Here is a 1499-nt window from a genome sequence, read left to right as displayed (position 1 = left end):
CGCCTAACGATGCCGTGTCTGGGCGTGGAAATCGAACGCCCGTCGCGTAGACCGCACTCCGGTGACGATCAAGCTGGGCGATCCTGCCGGGGTGGCGCTGATGTATGCGGGGCTGCAGCGTGGCGAACGACGGCCTGCCCTCCTCGGCGAGCGTGACGATCTCGCCGTCGAGGACGCAGTCGTGTACGGAGGGAGAGACCCACGACGGTCCTGGCACCCCAGCCGGAGATCGGTATGGGCCTGCCAGGCGGGCACAGAGATCTTGGGGGCAGCGGCCGCGAGGGGCGCCCGCCCCTAAGGGGACAGACGCCCCTCGCGATTCAACTGTCAGGACGGCCTGGTGGTCGGCGGCAGGGCCAGGCGGACCGCGTCTGGAGCAGACTGGGGCCGGCCGGGCGACTGGCGAACCGGACTCGCCGGCGTCCTGGAGTGCTACTGCCTGCCGCCGGTTCGGTGCTCACTGACCACTTGCTTTTTCCGCTGGTGGAGCATTGCGGTGGCCATGGCCGCAAGGCCGAACACGGCGATGACGGCGCCGGTCACGACGTTGTTCCAGACGGTGCGAGTGGTGGCCGGCTGTCCGCTGATGACCCAGGGCGCGATGATCGTCCACACGCCCAGTACAGGCACCAGCCAGCTCACGCCGTACGTCCGGCCGAAGGCCGACGCGAACCCCATGGCGAGCGCGACGACCGCCAAGCCGACGATCAGATTGTTGAGCGTCAGGTTCCCGAACCCGTAGAACCCTGCGACCCACGGTGAAATCGCCAGATAGAGGCCCGCCAGCAGAGTCAGGCCATCCGCGAACTGCGCTGGAGCGGCCGACCCTGCCCGGTCGTACGTGTCACGCAGTTCGGCCACATCCGGGCGAGCCGTCAAACCCGTTCGCATCATGATCTAACCACCTTTCTCACGATGCTTCCCTCACACCTCCCGCTACCCGGCGAAGCCGACGCCATGGTCATGGCATGTCCATGAAAGCGCCAGGGCTCGTCGACCCGGGCGTCGAATGGGCAGTGCACCCTCAGGCTTCGGGCTGCCGGCGATCATGCACAGTTTCGTGAACGTGCCCACTGACCTGCGCCGATGCATCGCGTGATCATGCACACCTTCGCACGGAACGGCCCCCACCTGCCCCTCCCCCGTTCGTGATCATGCGCACTTTCGGAGAAACGCCCTCCCAAGTGCGGCGATGCCGTTCGTGATCTGGCAAATCAGAGCGCCATCGCGGATCACGACAACCTCACCCAGGCGGCTACAAGGCCCACGAATGGGAAATCAGACCGGCCCTCCGTACATGGTCACGGAGATCGAAGGCGCAGGTCAGAGCATGCATCAACGAATCCGTGCATGATCACGCGATGCATCGGCGCAGGTCGGTGGACACGTTCACGAACCTGTGCATGATCACCCCGGCACCCCCGGCACCCCCGGCACCCCCGGCACCCCCGGCACCCCCGGCACCCCCGGCACCCCCGGCACCCCCGGCACCCCCGGCA

General features: G+C 67.2%; 1 protein-coding gene. It reads right to left on the bottom strand.

Features of this window, described 5'->3' with window-relative positions; genetic code table 11:
- Positions 1 to 432: 432 nt before the first annotated feature.
- Positions 433 to 894 (bottom strand): SPW repeat protein, encoded by a 462-nt coding sequence (locus tag Pka01_RS31860; RefSeq protein WP_203886660.1) that lies wholly within the window; start codon positions 892 to 894, stop codon positions 433 to 435.
- Between the last annotated feature and the right edge of the window lie 605 nt (positions 895 to 1499).

This window comes from Planotetraspora kaengkrachanensis (genome assembly GCF_016862895.1).
GTDB lineage: Bacteria > Actinomycetota > Actinomycetes > Streptosporangiales > Streptosporangiaceae > Planotetraspora > Planotetraspora kaengkrachanensis.
Note: the sequence above shows the minus strand (reverse complement) of the source record. Positions and strands in the feature narration are given on the sequence as shown.

Bases quoted from the DNA above. Each gene is read 5' to 3' on its own strand.
- Pka01_RS31860 (WP_203886660.1), bottom strand. From the start codon at position 894: ATGATGCGAACGGGTTTGACGGCTCGCCCGGATGTGGCCGAACTGCGT.